General features: G+C 70.2%; 10 protein-coding genes. 4 read left to right on the top strand and 6 right to left on the bottom strand.

Annotation, left to right across the window (positions count from 1 at the left end; all coding sequences use genetic code 11):
• Window positions 1-77 precede the first annotated feature (77 nt).
• Window positions 78-527, top strand: a complete 450-nt coding sequence (locus ABKA19_RS10470; protein ID WP_353688846.1) for a hypothetical protein — start codon at window positions 78-80, stop codon at window positions 525-527.
• Between the two features lie 201 nt (window positions 528-728).
• Here the strand turns inward: ABKA19_RS10470 and acnA are convergent, their stop codons facing one another.
• Window positions 729-3,485: an aconitate hydratase AcnA gene (gene acnA / locus ABKA19_RS10465; protein WP_353688845.1), complete on the bottom strand. Its 2,757-nt coding sequence runs from the start codon at window positions 3,483-3,485 to the stop codon at window positions 729-731.
• Between the two features lie 230 nt (window positions 3,486-3,715).
• Between acnA and ABKA19_RS10460 the strand changes: the two genes are divergently transcribed.
• Genes ABKA19_RS10460 through ABKA19_RS10450 form a run of 3 tightly spaced genes read left to right on the top strand, consistent with a single transcriptional unit; the run spans window position 3,716 to window position 6,958 of the window.
• Window positions 3,716-3,919, top strand: coding sequence for an AbrB/MazE/SpoVT family DNA-binding domain-containing protein (locus ABKA19_RS10460; RefSeq protein WP_162377402.1), 204 nt, complete (start codon window positions 3,716-3,718; stop codon window positions 3,917-3,919).
• A 7-nt stretch (window positions 3,920-3,926) separates the two neighbouring features.
• Complete coding sequence (locus ABKA19_RS10455) at window positions 3,927-4,325, top strand: type II toxin-antitoxin system VapC family toxin (protein WP_353688844.1); 399 nt, start codon at window positions 3,927-3,929, stop codon at window positions 4,323-4,325.
• A 41-nt stretch (window positions 4,326-4,366) separates the two neighbouring features.
• Window positions 4,367-6,958: a bifunctional aconitate hydratase 2/2-methylisocitrate dehydratase gene (locus ABKA19_RS10450; RefSeq protein WP_353688843.1), complete on the top strand. Its 2,592-nt coding sequence runs from the start codon at window positions 4,367-4,369 to the stop codon at window positions 6,956-6,958.
• Window positions 6,959-7,027: 69 nt separating this feature from the next.
• On the opposite strand, the gene ABKA19_RS10445 is transcribed toward ABKA19_RS10450, so the two are convergent.
• From ABKA19_RS10445 to sbcB, 5 genes are all read right to left on the bottom strand, one after another.
• The gene (locus ABKA19_RS10445) at window positions 7,028-10,264 is read right to left on the bottom strand and encodes a hypothetical protein (RefSeq protein ID WP_353688842.1); all 3,237 of its coding nucleotides are present in this window, start codon (window positions 10,262-10,264) and stop codon (window positions 7,028-7,030) included.
• 39 nt (window positions 10,265-10,303) lie between these two features.
• Window positions 10,304-12,958, bottom strand: a complete 2,655-nt coding sequence (locus tag ABKA19_RS10440) for an N-acetylmuramidase domain-containing protein (RefSeq protein ID WP_353688841.1) — start codon at window positions 12,956-12,958, stop codon at window positions 10,304-10,306.
• A 78-nt stretch (window positions 12,959-13,036) separates the two neighbouring features.
• The gene (locus tag ABKA19_RS10435) at window positions 13,037-13,639 is read right to left on the bottom strand and encodes a DUF2939 domain-containing protein (RefSeq protein ID WP_353688840.1); all 603 of its coding nucleotides are present in this window, start codon (window positions 13,637-13,639) and stop codon (window positions 13,037-13,039) included.
• Window positions 13,640-13,643: 4 nt separating this feature from the next.
• Window positions 13,644-14,330: a DUF2461 domain-containing protein gene (locus ABKA19_RS10430; RefSeq protein WP_353688839.1), complete on the bottom strand. Its 687-nt coding sequence runs from the start codon at window positions 14,328-14,330 to the stop codon at window positions 13,644-13,646.
• A complete protein-coding gene (gene sbcB, locus ABKA19_RS10425) occupies window positions 14,327-15,766 on the bottom strand; it encodes an exodeoxyribonuclease I (protein WP_353688838.1) in 1,440 nt (479 codons plus the stop codon). Before sbcB ends, ABKA19_RS10430 begins: the two co-directional genes overlap by 4 nt.
• Window positions 15,767-15,777: the final 11 nt, after the last annotated feature.

Here is a 15,777-nt window from a genome sequence, read left to right as displayed (position 1 = left end):
CCTGCGATGCGCGGCCGGGGCTCGCTTTGCGCCGCCGCCGATGGGAGCATACCGTTCCGGATGGAAAAGGCGAAGCCATGGCGCGGGACACGGGTATCGGCAGGGTGACGTGGACGGTGATGCTGGTGGTGGGCTTGTCGGTCGCCGTCGCCTGCAGCCGTACGCCGCCGGAGCAACGCCTGCGCGGGCAGCTTTCGGCGATGCAGCAGGCGCTGGAAGAACGTCGCGCCGCTGACTTCATGGACGGAGTCGCGGAGGATTTCGCCGGCAACCGGGGCATGGATCGTGCTGCGTTGCAGCAGGCGGTCCGGGCGCAGGTACTGGTCAACGCCGACATCGGCCTGACCTTGGGGCCGGCGCAGGTCGAGCTCCAGGGCGACCGCGCCACCGTTCGTTTCAGTGCCGTGGCCAGCGGCGGCAGCGGACGCTGGGTTCCCGACCGTGTGCAGGCGTGGGAGATCGTCAGCGGCTGGCGCGAAGAGGACGGGCAGTGGCGCCTGTACTACGCGGAGTGGACACCGAAATAGACCCGACGCCCCGCGCGCTGCGCGGGGCGGGGTTTCCGCTGCTGGACGCCTCAGGCCGCTTTTTTGGCTGCGAGCTGCCGGAGCACGTACTGCAGCAGGCCGCCGTGGCGGGTGAGGGCGCACCGCTTGCGCGGCACTGCCGCGCGGTGCGGCCGAACGCCCCGCGCGCTGCGCGGGGCGGGGTTTCCGCCGCTGGACGCCTCAGGCCGCTTTTTTGGCTGCCAGCTGCCGGAGCACGTACTGCAGCAGGCCGCCGTGGCGGAAATACTCCACCTCCTTCGGCGTTAGCAGCAGCACGTGCGCCTGGAAGGCGACGGTCGTGCCGTCGCCGCGGCGGGCGGTGACCTGTGCGGTCCGGCTGGCGCCATCCTCCAGGCCGGTGATGTCGAAGGTTTCGGTGCCGTCCAGGCCCAGGCTCTGCGCGTTCTGTCCGTCCTGGAACTGCAGCGGCAGTACGCCCATGCCGACCAGGTTGGAGCGGTGGATGCGCTCGAAGCTCTCGGCCACCACCGCCTTGACCCCGAGCAGGTTGGTGCCCTTGGCCGCCCAGTCGCGCGAGGAGCCGGTGCCGTATTCCTTGCCGGCGATCACCAGCAGCGGCGTGCCCTGCGCCTTGTAGCGCATCGCCGCGTCGTAGATCGACATCTTCTCCGGGGGCTGGGTGCCGAAGTAGAGCGTGTTGCCGCCTTCCTCGCCGCCGAAGAACAGGTTCTTGATCCGGATGTTGGCGAAGGTGCCGCGGACCATCACGTCGTCGTTGCCGCGGCGGCTGCCGTAGCTGTTGAAGTCGGCCGGCTGCACGCCGCGCGATTGCAGGAAGCGGCCCGCAGGCGAGTCCTTCTTGATGTTGCCGGCCGGCGAGATGTGGTCGGTGGTGATCGAGTCGCCGAACAGGCCCAGCACCCGCGCGCCGTGGATGTCGTCGATGCTGCCCACGGCCATGGTCATGCCGTCGAAGTAGGGCGGGTTCTTGATGTAGGTGGACGCGTCGTCCCACACGTAAAGCTCGCCATCCGGGGATTCGATCGTGTTCCAGCGGGTGTCGCCCTTGAACACGTCGGCGTAGTTCTGCTTGAACATTTCCGGGCCGATGGTCGCGGCGATCACGTCGCCGATCTCCTTGCTGCTCGGCCAGATGTCCTTGAGGAACACCGGCTGGCCGTCGCTGCCCAGGCCCAGCGGCTCGGTGGTGAGGTCGATGTCGGTGGTGCCGGCCAGCGCGTACGCCACCACCAGCGGCGGCGACGCGAGGTAGTTCATCTTCACCTCGGGATGGACGCGGCCCTCGAAGTTGCGGTTGCCCGACAGCACCGAGCTCACCACCAGGTCGCCGGCGGCGATGCCGGCGCTGATCTGGGTGGGCAGCGGGCCGGAGTTGCCGATGCAGGTCGTGCAACCGTAGCCGACGATGTAGAAGCCGACCTTCTCCAGCTCCTTGAGCAGCCCGGCTTTTTCCAGGTAGTCGGTGACCACGCGCGAGCCCGGGCCGAGCGAGGTCTTGACCCAGGGTTTGCGGTCCAGCCCGCGTGCGGCGGCGTTGCGCGCCAGCAGGCCGGCCCCGACCATCACCGCCGGGTTGGAGGTGTTGGTGCAGGAGGTGATCGCCGCGATCACCACCGCGCCGTCCTTGAGCTTGAACGACGTCCCGTCGATCTCAACGTGGGCCACGCCCTTCTGCAGCGCCTCGTTGCCGACCGCGGCGGTACCGCCCTCGGCGATGAAGTCCGACACCTCCGGGCTGCGCTTGTCGCGGGCGGCGGTGAGCAACTCGACGTTGTCGCGGTAGTTGCGCTTCATGTCGCCCAGCAGCACCCGGTCCTGCGGGCGCTTGGGCCCGGCCAGCGAGGGCTTCACTTCGCCCATGTCCAGTTCCAGGGTGGTGCTGTACGCCGCGTGCGGGCTGTCGGCGGAGTGCCACAGGCCTTGCGCCTTCGCGTAGGCCTCCACCAGCGCGATCTGCGCTTCGCTGCGGCCGGACAGGCGCAGGTAGGTCAGCGATTCGGCGTCGATCGGGAAGATGCCGCAGGTGGCGCCGTACTCGGGCGCCATGTTGCCGATGGTGGCGCGATCGGCCAGCGGCAGGTGCTGCAGGCCGTCGCCGAAGAACTCCACGAACTTGCCGACCACCCCGTGCTTGCGCAGCATCTGGGTGACGGTCAGGACCAGGTCGGTCGCGGTCGCGCCCTCGGGCAGGCGGCCGGTGAGCCTGAAGCCGACCACCTGCGGGATCAGCATCGAGGAAGGCTGGCCGAGCATGGCCGCTTCGGCCTCGATGCCGCCCACGCCCCAGCCCAGCACGCCGATGCCGTTGATCATCGTGGTGTGCGAGTCGGTGCCGAAGACGGTGTCCGGATAGGCCCAGGGCTGGCCGTCTTCGCCCGGGGCGGTCATCACCACGCGCGCCAGGTTTTCCAGGTTCACCTGGTGGACGATGCCGGTGTTGGGCGGCACCACCTTGAAGTCGGCGAAGGCCTTCTGGCCCCAGCGCAGGAACGCGTAGCGCTCGCGGTTGCGCTCGAACTCGATGCGGCCGTTGATGTCGAGCGCATCGGGCGTGCCGAACGCGTCGACCTGGATCGAATGGTCGATCACCAGTTCCGAAGGGATCTGCGGATTGATCTGCTCCGGCCGGCCGCCGAGCCTGACCACCGCGTCGCGCATGGCCGCCAGGTCGACCACGCAGGGTACGCCGGTGAAGTCCTGCAGCACCACGCGCGCGGGCATGAAGGCGATCTCGGTGTCCGGCTCGGCCTTGGGATCCCAGGTTGCGACCGCCTCGATGTGTTCGGGCAGCACGGTCACCCCGTCCTCGTGCCGGAGCAGGTTCTCCAGCAGGATCTTCATCGAGTAGGGCAGGTGGGCCAGGTCGAAGCGCTGGGCCAGCTTGGGCAGGCTCGCGTACTGGTAGGACTGGCCGCCAACGTCCAGGCGGCTGAGGGTGGCGAAGGAATCGCGCATGGGCCGGCTCCTATGGCTGGGGCCGCCGCGCTCCGGCGGCGGCTGAAGGGTTCAGGGCATTATCCGATGCATTGGATGACGGGGTCGTGGCCGCTGGCAATCCGCCGTTAGGGGGAGGCGAGGGTCGCCGGTCCGCACCCGCATTGTGCGCCAGCGGCCGCATGCCGGTTTGAGTATGCATGGAATGGTATGTATCATCACGTCATACCAGAGCCGTCGTGGAGCGCGCCATGGAAGCCATCGTCGCCGAGCGTGGCCAGATCACCCTGCCCAAGGCCGTGCGCGATGCGCTGGGGCTGACCAAGGGCAGCGTGCTCAAGGTCGAACTGGAGGGCAGCCGGATCGTGCTGCGCAAGAGCGTGGACGACGCGATCTCGCGCGTGCGCGGCCGCTTCGCCCTGGATGCGTCGGCCGCCGCGGCCGGCGAGGAATGAGCGGCCGATGATCGCCATCGATGCTCCGGTCCTGGTCGAACTGCTCACCGACGGCCCGCAGGCCGACGCGGCCGAGGCCTGCCTGCGCCAGTGCCTGGTCGGCGGGCGGGTGGTCGTGGCCGACGCGGCGCTGGCGCAGCTGTGCGCGCGCTTGAAGAACGGCGCCGAGGCGCTGGGCGCGCTGGAGGAGATGGGCATCCACTTCAACGCCCTGGAGGCCAAGTCGGCGATCCGTGCCGGCGAGATGTGGCGTCGCCAGCGCCAGCGCGGCGACGCGCCGCGGCCGATGGCCGGATTCCTGGTCGGCGCGCACGCGTTGCTGCAGTGCGATGGGCTGATCACCACCGACGCGGCGTTCTACCGCGAGTACTTCAAGGGCCTGAAGCTGATCGTGCCTCAGGCCTGAACCTTTTTCGCATCTACCATCGAATCCCCCGGAGAATCGCCATGCTGGAAGCCTACCGCCACCACGCCGCCGAGCGCGCCGCCCTCGGCATCCCGCCGCTGCCGCTGAGCGCGCAGCAGACCGCGGAGGTCATCGAGCTGCTGAAGGCCCCGCCGGCCGGCGAGGAGTCGTTCCTGGTCGACCTGATCACGAACCGCGTGCCCGCCGGCGTGGACGATGCCGCCAAGGTCAAGGCGTCCTACCTGGCCGCGCTGGCGTTCGGCACCGAGAAGAACGCGCTGCTGTCGCGCGAGCGCGCCACCGAACTGCTGGGCACCATGCTCGGCGGCTACAACGTGCAGCCGCTGATCGAGCTGCTTGATGACGCCGCGGTCGGCGCGATCGCCGCCGAAGGCCTGAAGAAGACGCTGTTGGTGTTCGACCAGTTCCACGATGTGGAAGAGAAGGCCAGGGCCGGCAACGCCAATGCCAGGGCCGTGCTGCAGAGCTGGGCCGACGCCGAATGGTTCACCAGCCGCCCGGAAGTGCCGCAGAGCCTGACCATCACCGTGTTCAAGGTGCCGGGCGAGACCAACACCGACGACCTGTCGCCGGCGCCGGACGCGACCACCCGCCCGGACATCCCGCTGCACGCGCTGGCCATGCTCAAGAACAAGCGCGAAGGCGCGCCGTTCGTGCCCGAGGAGGACGGCAAGCGCGGCCCGGTCGCCGAGATCCTCAAGCTCAAGGAAAAGGGCCACCTGGTCGCCTACGTCGGCGACGTGGTCGGTACGGGCTCGTCGCGCAAGTCGGCGACCAACAGCGTGCTGTGGTTCACCGGCGAGGACATCCCGTTCATCCCGAACAAGCGCTTCGGCGGCGTCTGCCTGGGCAGCAAGATCGCCCCGATCTTCTACAACACCATGGAAGACGCCGGCGCGCTGCCGATCGAGCTGGACGTGTCGAAGATGGAGCATGGCGACGTCGTCGAGCTGCAGCCTTACGCGGGCAAGGCGATCAAGGACGGGGAGGTCATCGCCGAATTCCAGGTCAAGTCCGAGGTGCTGTTCGACGAGGTGCGCGCCGGCGGCCGCATCCCGCTGATCATCGGTCGCGGCCTGACCGCCAAGGCGCGTGAGTCGCTGGGCCTGCCGGCCTCGGACCTGTTCCGCCTGCCGCAGCAGCCGGCCGATTCCGGCAAGGGCTTTTCGCTGGCGCAGAAGATGGTCGGCCGCGCCTGCGGCCTGCCCGAGGGCCAGGGCGTGCGCCCGGGCACCTATTGCGAGCCGAAGATGACCTCGGTCGGTTCGCAGGACACCACCGGCCCGATGACCCGCGACGAGCTGAAGGACCTGGCCTGCCTGGGCTTCTCGGCCGACCTGGTGATGCAGTCGTTCTGCCACACCGCCGCCTACCCGAAGCCGGTGGACGTGAAGACCCACCACACCCTGCCGGAGTTCATCTCCACCCGCGGTGGCATCTCGCTGCGTCCGGGTGACGGCGTGATCCACTCCTGGCTCAACCGCATGCTGCTGCCGGACACCGTCGGCACCGGCGGCGACTCGCACACCCGCTTCCCGGTGGGCATCTCGTTCCCGGCCGGCTCGGGCCTGGTCGCCTTCGCCGCGGCCACCGGCGTGATGCCCCTGGACATGCCCGAGAGCGTGCTGGTGCGCTTCAAGGGCCAGATGCAGCCGGGCGTGACCCTGCGCGACCTGGTCAACGCGATTCCGCTGTACGCGATCAAGCAGGGTCTGCTGACCGTGGCCAAGCAGGGCAAGAAGAACATCTTCTCCGGCCGCATCCTCGAGATCGAGGGCCTGCCGCAGCTCAAGGTCGAGCAGGCGTTCGAGCTGTCCGACGCCTCGGCCGAGCGTTCGGCCGCCGGCTGCACCGTGCGCCTGGACAAGGAACCGATCATCGAATACCTCACCAGCAACATCACCCTGCTGAAGTGGATGATCGCCGAGGGCTACCAGGACCCGCGTTCGCTCGCCCGCCGCATCGCCAAGATGGAGGCGTGGCTGGCCGACCCGCAGCTGCTCGAGCCCGACGCCGACGCCGAGTACGCGGCGGTCATCGAGATCGACCTGGCCGATGTGCATGAGCCGATCGTGGCCTGCCCGAACGACCCGGACGACGTGAAGACCCTGTCCGACGTGGCCGGCGCCACCATCGACGAGGTGTTCATCGGGTCGTGCATGACCAACATCGGCCACTTCCGCGCCGCGGCCAAGCTGCTGGAGGGCAAGCGCGACATCCCGACCCGCCTGTGGGTCGCGCCGCCGACCAAGATGGACGCCAGCGAGCTGACCAAGGAAGGCCACTACGGCACCTTCGGCACCGCCGGCGCGCGCATGGAGATGCCGGGTTGCTCGCTGTGCATGGGCAACCAGGCGCAGGTGCGCGAGGGCGCGACCGTGTTCTCCACCTCGACCCGCAACTTCCCCAACCGCCTGGGCCGCAACTCGAACGTCTACCTGGGTTCGGCGGAGCTGGCGGCGATCTGCTCGCGCCTGGGCCGGATCCCGACCAAGGCCGAGTACATGGCCGACATCGGCGTGATCAACGAGAAGGGCGCGGAGATCTACCGGTACATGAACTTCGACCAGATCGAGGAGTACCAGGACGTGGCCAGGACCGTCGCCGCCTGAGGCATCCGTCGCCAGCAACGGGAAAGCCCGGCCATGTGCCGGGCTTTTCTTTTGCCCTCGTCGTCGCCTTCAGATCCGCAGCACGCCGACGAAGTTCTGCAGCCATTCGCCCAGGTTGGGGGTCAGGGTGGCCGCCAGCATCAGCAGAAGCACCAGCAGCTTGGTGCCCAGGATCCGCATCAGGTCGATCAGCGAGACGTGCTGGGCGTCCTTGGTGAACATCTGCCCGATCAGGGGCGCGCGCTCCAGCGCGATCGACAGCCAGGCGCTCACCACGAAGGCCAGGGTCATCGAGCCCAGCGCCACCGCGCTCTGTTCCCATTCCAGCGCGAACGGGAACACCTCCTGCATCGCCAGCAGCACCACCGGCGCGGCGAACGAGGCCCACAGGCAGCTGCGCACGCAGGTCAGGCCGAACTTCATCTCGGCGACCGTCTGGTCGCGCCAGCGTGCCAGGCGCGCGCGCGGGTCGGTCGATGCCACGGCGGCCTGGACGTCGGCCGGATCGGGCACCGGCCAATGGTCGTCGCCGCGCTCCAGCGCCAGCCAGTCCTCGTCATGGAACACCGCGGCCAGCGGCGAGCGCGGCGGTATGCCCAGCCAGTGCGGGTTGGGCCAGTCGGCGGGCAGGGCGCCATCGGGCAGGCGCTCGATCACGTGGTCGCGCAGGTCGCGTCCCAGCCGGACCAGTCGTCCGTTCTGCAGCAGGGCCTGCGACAGGAAGAACACGCCCAGCGCGAGCAGCGCCAGCGCAAGCGCGCCAGGCATGCGCGCGCCATCGACCGCTTCGGGCATGCGGCTGCCCCAGTAGGCCAGCGGCGCCAGCACCGCGGCGATGACCAGCAGGATCGAACTGAACGTGTAGCGCCGGCCCAGGTAGCGGCCGGCATCGAACTCCACCGGCGCATGCCGCAGGTGGAGCGCGCAGCGCCGGTTCCAGGCTCGCAGCCGGGTCATCACCAGCCCGGCGAACCACAGGTACAGGGCGAACATCGCCCATAGGGTGATCCGGTCGCGGCCATGGATCAGGTCGAGTGCACCGCGCATGGCGCCGCGGAACTGCTCGGTCAGCAGCAGGTGGCCCCAGCGCACCGCGAACAGCAGCAGCGTTGCCAGCGCGAGCAATGCCAGCAGCGAGCATGCCAGCGCGGCGGCGCTGTAGCCGGGGCGGCCATCGGTCGGCGCAAGCCGCGACCCGTGGCCGTCGGGGCCGCCGCGCAGCATGCGGTCCAGCCGCCAGCCGGTCTCGCGCAACGCATAGCGCACCGGTGGCAGCATCGTGCGCCCAGGTCGCGAGGACAGCATCAGCCACAGGCTGGCGACCAGCGCCAGGCTGGCGGCGGCGACCAGGATCGGCAGTACCAGGTTGAGCGAGAGCACCCGGAAGTCGGCGGCGATGAGCGTGCTGCGCGCGCGTGCGCGCCCGGTGCCGGTCGCCGGGGCGGTGGCCGTTCCCGTCGCGGCGGGCGCCTGCTCTAGCCGCATGTACGTATCCGGGTCCAGGCCCTGCAGTCCGGCCAGCGTGATCACGCTCAACGGCGACCGGTTGCGACCGCCGTCGGCAGGCGCGGGGGCTTCCGTCGCCGGCGCACCGGGGCCGGCCGACGCCAGGAGCTCCTGGCTGGCGCGGAACAGGTTGGCCGCGTAGTCGGTCGGGAAGGCGAAGATTCGGCGCGTGCCGGGCACGACTTCGCGGTCGGCAGGACCAGTTCCGCTGCTTTCGCGCGGCCGCTGGCATTCGGCGCGGTAGCGGCGCCCGCCTTCGACCACGTCCACGTAGCAGGCCTGCATGCGACCGTTGGCGACCATCAGCGTGCCGCGGTTGGCGCGGCGGTACTCGGGATGGGTGAGCAGGTGGTCGCCCTCCAGCGCCACCGGAATCGCCCCGGGTACCGAACGCCGCACCACCGCCAGCATGAACAGCCGGTCGCGCACGTCCGTGGCCACCACCATCACCGCGCGCGGCCGCACGTAGACGCTCAGCGCATCCATCAGCTGCTGCAGGCTGAGCTCGTCCGAGCGGGTGCTCAGTTGCGGCTGGTAGACCGGCGGCAGGTCCAGACTGGTACCGGCGTCGCGCATGTCCAGCTCGAGGAAGCGTCGCGGCACCAGCTCCGGGTTCTTCGCGGCTTCGCGATCCAGGCTGGCGTGTTCGGCGCGGATCGCCGAGATGTTCTGCGGAAACTGCAGGTAGGTCGGCTGCGGGCTGCCGACGCAGGCCGGCACGTCCTCGCCCATGGCTTCGGCCGCGGCCCGCTCGCCGGCCAGCTGGGTGCGGCCTTCCTGGCTGCCCTGGCCGAACGCCGACTCTTCGGTCAGCACCACCACCTCGCCAGGGCAGATGCCGTGCACGATCTCCAGGTAGGCGAACAGGTGGGCCATCTGCGCCAGCTGGTCCCACTGGGCGAAGGTGCGGTAGCGCAGCGAATGGCGGCCGGAAGGATCGTCCTGTTCGATCAGCCGGTTGCTGGCCACGGTCGCCGACGGACTCAACAGGTCCAGGTGCAGGCCGGCCTGCGCGGCGATGCCGGCGATGGACGCGAGCGAGCCGGAGAAGGTCGGGCCGAGCACGGCCACCCGCGCCGAAGCCGCGGGGCCGGCGTCGATATCCGCGACTTCCGTGGCCATGCATGCGGCGCCGCGGTCGTCGCGGACCGGGCGTTGGCCACCGGCATTGAGCGCGATGACCTGCCGCGCCGCCCGGCAGAACGCCAGCCGCTGCACGCCGAAGGTCGGCGACTCGCCGACCAGGTAGAGGACGAAGTAGCGCGTGCGCGGTCCGGTGTTTTCCGCGTTGCGCCAGGCATCGTTGCGAAACACCAGGACGCCGGGCGTGCTGCGGAACGGACGCGGTGGCGGGCCGTCGCTCTTCTCCGTCGCGACCGGCCAGGGCATCGCGTGGCCCTGCAGCACGTAGCCGCTGAACTGGAAGCTGCGCACCAGCGTGGCCACATCGATGTCGAACGAGCGCGCCAGCCGCGACTCGACGGGGTCGGGGAGGGTGGCCAGCGCCGCCTGCCAGTACGCGCCGCCGGCGGCGCTGACGCCGGGCAGGGGGTCGAACACATCGCGAACGGCGGCCGAGTCGACCAGCACGCCTTCCCCGCGCGTGGCCGGGTCCGCGTCTGCGGGCGCCTGTGCGCCGGCGGCCAGCGGTGGCGACGGCAGGACGACGGTCGCCCCGGCCGGGCCCTGCCAGGCCAGCGTTGCAGCCAGCAGGACCAGCATTGCCGACCACGCGCGCGCGCTCACGATCCGGCGCGTCGTGCGGTCGGCGACGCGCTGCGGAACGATCGCCGAGTCCATGTCGTCGCTCCTGCTGGCGGCCGCCGTGGCGCCGTCCGCTCAGGCCTTGTGGATCAGGTCGAACACCAGCCGCTGCAGCGCCTTGTCGTCGTCGAGGCTGCCGTGGGTGGTGGCCTCGGTCGAACGACTCGAACTGCCGTCGATCGCCATGGCGCTGGGCAGCCGGGCGATGTCCGAATGCGGGCTGGCCACGGCCATCATCTGCGCGCCCCACGGCAGGGTGGCGCGCGCGGGCACCAGGTCGCGCTCCAGGCCCAGGATCGGCGTTTCCTTTTTGTCCTCGAACGAGCGCGAGACCAGGTACAGCAGCGAGTGCCCATAGGGCTTGCAGGTCGGGTCGGCGCGCTCGGCCGCATCGGTCAGGTGAGCGACCAGCAGCTTGGTGCCGGTCTTGAGCACCGCCTTGCCGAGCGTGCGGTCGAACTCGTCGACCCGCACGGCCGGCGCGATCAGGCTGACCGAACGCAGGTCGAAGCCGGCCGCGATCGCCGCCGTGCCCAGGTGCGAATGCAGGATCGCACCGGCCGAGTGGCCGACCAGGTGCAGGCGTACCTTCGGCAGGCCGTAGGCCTTTCCCTGGGCCTTGTACAGGTCGAACAGCAGGCGCACGCCGGAGGCCTGGTTGCTGCTGATCCGGGCCGCGTTCTCCTTCATTTCGTTCCACAGGGGCCGCCCCAGCGGGCGCGCGATGCCTTCCACGCGCTGGTTCCACCACTCCTTCCACTGCTCCTTGACCTTCTGCCAGGCACCCGATGCGCGCGCCTGGTCGGGGGCGATCTTGTCCTCGATCATGTTGGTGACGGTCTTGATCGCGCCGGTCTCCCACATCAGGAACACCGGGAAGATCTTCTCGTCGTACAGCGCGGGCACCCACAGCTTGGCTGACTGCGCGGCGGCATCCTCGTTGTTCAGCCCACCATGGGCGTAGATGGCGATGTCCACCGCCTGGTTGGCGCGCACGCCCCACTTGCGACAGGCTTCCTTCAGGTGGATCCGCAACAGCGCATCCACGTCCGACTCCTGCGTGCGGAACTGGCCGCGCTGGCTCAGCCGGCCGTCGTTCTCCATGTTGATGATGAACGGGCTCAGCTCGTGCGCGGCCAGGATCGGATTGCTGGAGACCACGCCCTTGCCGCTGGTGTCGGTGCGCAGCGAGGTCGCGTCGGCGATCGCCTCGTGCTCGGCGGTGACCACGCCCAGCTGCGCGACCCAGCAGTCCATGGCGTTCTCCAGCCAGTCGCTGTAGCGCAGCACGGCCAGGCCGCCCTTGCCCCAGGCGTTGCCCCATGAGTTGTGGACGATGAAACCGTCGCGGGTATAGCCGACGATGGCGAACGCATGGCCCCCGTCCGGGCTACCGGTCTTGCGCTTGATCACCGGCAGGTCGGCCGGGTCTTCCGGGCGCGGCACCGCCTGTTCGACCAGCAGTTCCTCCCAGCCGGCGTGGGTGAAGGCGCTGGCGTACAGCGCGCCGACCTGGTCGATGGCCACGTGCATGTCGCGCAGCGAGCGCGGGTCGATGCGGTAGTAAGCGCCGAGCGGACGCTTGATCGCATCGGTCCACCAGTCTTCGCTGGCGGACGCCTTGGGCAGCGGCATGTCCATCTTCGGCCACAGCCGCGCGCTGCTGGCGCCATGGCGCAGCCAGCCCTTGAGCGCACCGCGCAGCGACGAGCCCGAATCGGACTCCGGGCCCTCGTCGTCGTTCTCGGCCCATTCGTCGTAGCGGCGCGCCATGCTGTAGAGCATGAACGGCGACATCGGTTCGACGTGGCGCCCGGCGCGCACCAGCAGGTATTCGATCACCACCGCCAGCGCATAACCGGTGCAGGCGCTGGTCAGGCCCTGGTCGAGCATCGGCCGCACGTCCGGCGGATAGCGCACGTCCTGCGGGGCGGCGGACACCGATGGCTGGTACTCCCAGTCGCGCAGGTCGACCGCGTCCGGGCGCACGTTGAACACGCGGCTGGTGCGTTTGCGCGCGGTGCCGGCGGCGGTGAGCTCGAGCATTTCCAGCGGCGCCAGCTCGGGCCTGCCGGGTGTGACCAGGGAGCGGGGCGACGGCGCCTTGGCTCCGGCCCGGCGCCCGCCGCGCACCGGGGCCGCGGCATGGCGGGCGTAAGCGGCGGCCATCTTCTCGTCGTAGCGGTTCTGCCGGTAACCCGGGCCGTTGTACAGGCTGGCGAATTTGGCCCAGTCCTTGCGCCGCAACGGGACGATCAGCGGCGAGCCCGGCCGCGAGAGCAGGCTGGCGAACGCCTCCACCTGGCCGTCCGCGCCCTGGGCGTGGCATTCGACGAAGCGGCCCACGCTGTCCAGGCCGCACAGCGCGTAGTTGAAGCCCATGATCTGGAATGCGCCCCAGCTGGCCGACTGCATCGCCGCGGCAGGATCGAGCGCGGCGGCCTTGTCCAGCCGCTTCCACTCGCCGGCCAGCGAACCGGAGTACTGGCGACGGTCCCACCGGGGGTAGCTGATGTTGGGGTGGCTGGCGCTGTAACGCCCGGCGGTGAGGCGATGGAAGACATGCCCTTCGAACAGGATCTTCGGGCGCCGGTCCGGCGCCGGCAGGAAACCGCTGCCGCTGGACTCCACTTCGGCCACGGCCTTGAGCGCTGCAAGTTCGACCTGCAGCCGGTTCGCCAGCTGCTGCCACATCGCCTCGCTGACGCTGCGCTTGATGTCCGTGTCCATGCGGGCTCCACTCCTGTGCGGGTGACTACGAGGTCAACGCAGTTGGGCCGGCATCCAGGACACCGCGGCTTGAAGGCTTCAGCGCAGGTAGGCCGACAGGTCCTCGGGCAGGCGGATGTCGACCAGGCGCCAGCGCAGGCCCTGGCGCTGCAGGACGAACACGGTCCGGCGGCCGTCGTCATGGTCCACCGTGCCGGTGAAGCGCGACGGCGATTCGTAGCGCAGGCGCGCGCCCTGCAGCGGACGCGCCGGTTCGGCCGGCGCCCAGGTGTCGCCGCCGACGGTGCGCCCCCCGGCCCGTTGCCAGAGCACATGGCCCTGCAGCAGCGCGCCGATGCCCAGCGGCGTGGCCAGCGTATCCACCGCCACGCCGGTGGCGCCGCCGGCCATCGCCAGCGCGATCGCGCCCAGCGGGTTGGAAGCGACGTCCTGCCCGGCGGCACGGACCATGCGGTCGTCGAGCTGGGCCTTCAGGTTCACCCGCAGGCGGGGGAAATCCACATGGCGCACCAGCGCGGCGGTATCGCGCTGGGCGATCGCCCGTTCGATGCCGTGGATCGCCAGCCACGGCCCGGCGGCCACCCAGGCCACCAGTGCCAGCGCTGCCAGCACCACCGCCGCCACGATCCAGGGCGCGCGGCGCGGCGGCTGGCGGATCGTGCCCGGTGCGGGAGCGGCCATGGCGTCAGAACTCCAGGTCCAGTGAGGCGCAGAGGTAGTCGATGAACGGGCCGAGCGCGGCCAGGTCGGTCTCCAGCGTCTTCTTCAGGCGCGGGCCGGTCATGGCCGCGTCGTCCAGCGAACGCCAGAGTACCCAGTTGCGGTGCTTGAGGTCGTCGATGAACTCGAAGTCGGCCGGGAAGCCGCGTGGCTGGCGCGACAGCACCTCGCTGTCGTCCAGGTCGAAGCGCCGGCGCAGGGCGGGCGCGTGCGCGGCCTTCTTCCATGAGCCGGGATTGTCGAGGATGAACTGGCGCACGCGCCGCTGGGTATCGGGTTCCGGGTGCCACAGGCCGCCGCCGACGAAGCTGCCGCCGGGCTGCAGGTGGATGTAGAACGACGGCGCGGCGACTTCGCGGCGGCGCTCGTGGAACAGGCGCGCGCCCTGCCAGGGCTTGTACGGCGATTTGTCGTTCGAGAAGCGCGCGTCGCGGTGGATGCGGAACAGCGAACCGCCGACCGTGCGCGGGTCGGCGCGGAAGTGCGGGCTGACCGCGGCCAGCGCCGGCTGCAGGTCGGTGATCAGGCGCAGGAACGGCTGGCGGACGTGCGCCTCGTAGTCCTGCCGGTGCGATTCGAACCAGGCCTTGTCGTTGTGCCGGGCCAGGCCGCGCAGGAACCTGAAACTGGCATCGTCGAAGTAGCGGCTCATAGTCCTCCCTGGAGATCGCGCCCCCATTGCTCGATCCGGTCGAGCAGGGCGAGTTTGCCGCCATCGCCGGCATGGGCGGCGCGCAGGGCGGCGATTTCGGCGAAGTAGCCGTCGAAGGTGTATTCGGACAGGCCTTCGTCGCGGGTCAGCCGGCGGCGCCGGTAGTCGTCCCAGCGTGCGCGCTCGTCAATACCCAGGGTCTGGGGCCAGTTGCGCGCGCGGTAGCGGAACAGCAGTTCGGGCAGGCGCCCGTCGCGGAAGTCGAACGCGAGCGTGCCCAGCTCGGCCGGCGCGGTCGAGCGCACCTGCGTGCACAGGCGCCGGTCGCCGTCGCCGCAGAAGCCCGCGTACAGGGAACCGTCGACGTCGGCTTCGGCGTGCTCGCGGCCGCCGGCGAAGACCTGCCGCGCCTTCTCGGCCAGCACCGGGCCGTGCGCACGCAGGCGCGCGGCCTTGGCCTGCGCCGCGTCCGGGTCGATGCCCAGGCGCTGGAAATCCTCGCCGCGCAGGTGCGCCCACGGCACCAGCATCGGCGAGCGGTTCAGGTGCACTTCCTTCAGCGGAACCCGGGCCACGCCCGGCGGCAGGTCCGCCGCCGGCGTGTAAAGCCGGTCGGCGATATCGCCGGCGTCCTGCTCCAGCAGCGCGTCCTCGTCCCCGTCCAGGTCGAACACGATCACCCGGTTGGAGATCGACGGGTGCGCGGCCAGCGGGAGCACCGCGGCCGCGCACAGCCGGCTGGCCGGATAGCGCTGCGAGACGTGCAGCACCGGCTGCATGGCGAAGGTGTCCAACAGGCCGGCGGCATGGCGCTTGTCGCGCAGCTTCAGAGCGTAGTCCCAGAGCCGGGGCTGCGCCTGGCGCAGCAGGCGGGCCAGGCCGATGGTGGCATGCACGTCCGACAGGGCCTCGTGCGCGTCGCCTTCGCGCACGTGGTTGGCCAGGGCCAGGTGCTCGAGCCGGAAGGAGGTCGCGCCGTCCTCGCGCCTGGGCCAGGTGATCCCGTCCGGCCGCAGTGCATGGGCCAGGCGCAGCACGTCGAGCAGGTCCCAGCGTGAATTGCCGCCGCGCCACTCGCGCTCGTAGGGGTCGAAGAAGTTGCGGAACAGCGTATGGCGGACGAACTCGTCGTCGAACCGCAGCGAGTTGTAGCCCAGGGTGCAGGTGCCCGGACGCGCCATCTCCTCGACGATGCGCGCGGCCGCCTCGGCCTCGGGCAGGCCGTCGCGAAGCGCCTGCTGCGGGGTGATGCCGGTGATCAGGGTGGCGACGGGGGAGGGCAGCAGGTCGTCGGCCGGCTGCACGAACAGGCTGACCGGTTCCTCGATCACCTGCAGTTGCGCGTCGGTGCGCACCGCGGCGAACTGGGCGATGCGGCTGCGGCGCGGATCGGCGCCAAAGGTCTCCAGGTCGTAGAACAGGAAGGTGTCGGGCATCGGCCTGCGCG

The sequence above is a fragment of the Pseudoxanthomonas sp. Soil82 genome (assembly GCF_040446535.1).
Lineage (GTDB): Bacteria > Pseudomonadota > Gammaproteobacteria > Xanthomonadales > Xanthomonadaceae > Pseudoxanthomonas > Pseudoxanthomonas kaohsiungensis.
This window is presented reverse-complemented; position numbering and strand designations above follow the sequence as displayed.

Coding starts and splice junctions, on each gene's coding strand:
- ABKA19_RS10470 (WP_353688846.1), top strand. CDS start 78: ATGGCGCGGGACACGGGTATCGGCAGGGTGACGTGGACGGTGATGCTG.
- sbcB (WP_353688838.1), bottom strand. CDS start 15,766: ATGCCCGACACCTTCCTGTTCTACGACCTGGAGACCTTTGGCGCCGAT.
- acnA (WP_353688845.1), bottom strand. CDS start 3,485: ATGCGCGATTCCTTCGCCACCCTCAGCCGCCTGGACGTTGGCGGCCAG.
- ABKA19_RS10455 (WP_353688844.1), top strand. CDS start 3,927: ATGATCGCCATCGATGCTCCGGTCCTGGTCGAACTGCTCACCGACGGC.
- ABKA19_RS10460 (WP_162377402.1), top strand. CDS start 3,716: ATGGAAGCCATCGTCGCCGAGCGTGGCCAGATCACCCTGCCCAAGGCC.
- ABKA19_RS10440 (WP_353688841.1), bottom strand. CDS start 12,958: ATGGACACGGACATCAAGCGCAGCGTCAGCGAGGCGATGTGGCAGCAG.
- ABKA19_RS10430 (WP_353688839.1), bottom strand. CDS start 14,330: ATGAGCCGCTACTTCGACGATGCCAGTTTCAGGTTCCTGCGCGGCCTG.
- ABKA19_RS10445 (WP_353688842.1), bottom strand. CDS start 10,264: ATGGACTCGGCGATCGTTCCGCAGCGCGTCGCCGACCGCACGACGCGC.
- ABKA19_RS10435 (WP_353688840.1), bottom strand. CDS start 13,639: ATGGCCGCTCCCGCACCGGGCACGATCCGCCAGCCGCCGCGCCGCGCG.
- ABKA19_RS10450 (WP_353688843.1), top strand. CDS start 4,367: ATGCTGGAAGCCTACCGCCACCACGCCGCCGAGCGCGCCGCCCTCGGC.